Origin of the sequence: Lysobacter enzymogenes, from assembly GCF_017168095.1 — a bacterium.
In the GTDB taxonomy this organism is placed as follows: domain Bacteria; phylum Pseudomonadota; class Gammaproteobacteria; order Xanthomonadales; family Xanthomonadaceae; genus Lysobacter; species Lysobacter enzymogenes_D.
In genome coordinates this window covers 1-1845 of sequence record NZ_LXSD01000478.1, presented here as the reverse complement: position 1 = coordinate 1845, position 1845 = coordinate 1, and the positions used below count along the sequence as shown (strand labels likewise).

Genomic DNA, 1845 nt, shown 5'->3' with positions numbered 1-1845 from the left:
TCGGCGGCGACGCGCTCGGCCTGGCCCTGTTCGCGCCGGGCGACGTCGCCGGCTGCGCCCGCACCGTGCGCGCGTTCTGCCCGGCCGACGGTTTCGCCGAGGATCCGGTCACCGGCAGCGCCAACGCCGCGATCGCCAGCGCCTTGCTCGCCGCCGGGCGGCTGCGCGCGGGCGACGGCTACAGCGCCAGCCAGGGCCGCGAGGTCGGGCGCGACGGCCGGGTGGAGCTGAGCGTGGACGAGGCCGGCGAGGTCTGGGTCGGCGGGCGGGTGCAGGCGGTGATCCGCGGCAGCGTGGAGTGGTGAACGGCGGTTTTGCCAATTTGTATTTGCATGATGCATTGGGCGCTGTTTACGTAAATTCGCCCAGAGGATGGATAAAAAAGAACACGGTCGTGCGGCTTTTCGGCGCGCCGGGACGGGTGATGCGCACCGGGGCGACGGTCAGCCCGTTGGGCGCCGAAGCCAGAGTCGGGTTCTAGGTCCCGATTCAATTCACACGCCGAGTCACAATTTAAAGTTGCTGTTTCGTCGGTTCGGTGACGTGGTTCCGACCCGGCGCATGCGGGCCTGCGACAGGCCTGTCCGGCGGCTGCGGCGAAGTGCGTTTCAGCGCGCCGCCATGAACGAAAATCACCGTTTCTCACGCAAATAACCGGCTATCGGAAATCTCCGCCGGGGCCGTCGGCACGGCCGCTTTCATCACGCGCCTTTAACGATAAACAGGAGCAGCCTGTCCGCGATACACACGAGATTCGCACCTCGAATGTGTGTTGTCGGCGCTTGGCCGGTGTCGCTCCTCGCAGACGCAGGCACAGCAGTCCAAACCTCAGGGCACGGAGCAGCGCAAGGCTGCATTCGGAGGACGTGATGGACACCCAAGGCATTCGCAAGGCCCTTTCCTACAGCCTGCTCGCTGCGTGCATCTTGACGATCACGGTATCGGCGACGGGCTGCTCGGGCTCGGGCGGCGTCAAATCCAGCTTCAATCCCAACCCGGGCGGTCCGGGCGGCCCCGGCGAGCCCGGCGGCCCCGGGGGTCCTGGCGACCCGGGCGGTCCGGGCAATCCCGGCGGCCCGGGCAATCCGGGCGGTCCCGGCAATCCGGGCGGGCCCGGCAATCCCGGTGGTCCGGGCAATCCCGGCGGCCCAGGCAATCCGGGCGGTCCCGGCAATCCGGGCGGACCGGGCAATCCCGGTGGTCCGGGCGGCACCTCGGCCGGCAACCCGGTCGGCTCGGTCATCACCACCGTCGGCAATCTGGTCTCCGGCATCGGCAGCGGGGTGAGTTCGCTCGGCTCGCAGATTCCGAACCAGGCCCTGCTCGGCGGCAGCAACCCGACCACGCAGGGGCTGGCCAAGGTCGTCGACGACCTCGGCAAGACCGTCAGCGGCCTCGGCGGCGCGACCAGCAGCGGGCTCGGCCAGATCGGCAACATCGCCAACCCGGTCGGCACCACCGCCGGCGGGGTCGATAACCTCGTAGTCAACGTCGGCACCACCGTCGACGATCTCGGCAAGACGGTCGCCACCGTCGGCGCGTTCCAGGGCTCGCCGATCCAGCCGCTGACCAGCGCGGCCGGCGGCCTGGTGTCGGGCGTGGGCGGCGGGGTCAAGACCCTCGGCGGCAAGCTCGGCGGGGTGATCGAAGGCCAGGCCGGGCAGCAGCTCACCGGCGCGGTCAGCCAGATCGTGACGCCGGTGGCGGGCCTGCTGCAGGTCAACGGCGGCACTACCGGCGGCAACGGCGGCGGCAATCTGGTCGCCAACGCCTCGCGCGGCGTCGGCGGCGTGGTCGGCGGCGTGGCTTCGGCCGGCGCGGGCCTGGGCGCGGCGATCGGCGGCG

At 70.6% G+C, this 1845-nt stretch carries 2 protein-coding genes; both read left to right on the top strand.

The window, feature by feature from the left end; genetic code table 11:
- Window positions 1-305 (top strand): PhzF family phenazine biosynthesis protein (locus A7A76_RS20015; protein ID WP_206412949.1); only part of this gene is annotated, 305 nt, incomplete at its 5' end.
- 564 nt (window positions 306-869) lie between these two features.
- Window positions 870-1845: collagen-like triple helix repeat-containing protein (locus tag A7A76_RS25710; protein WP_241201068.1), on the top strand; the 976-nt coding region annotated here is incomplete at its 3' end.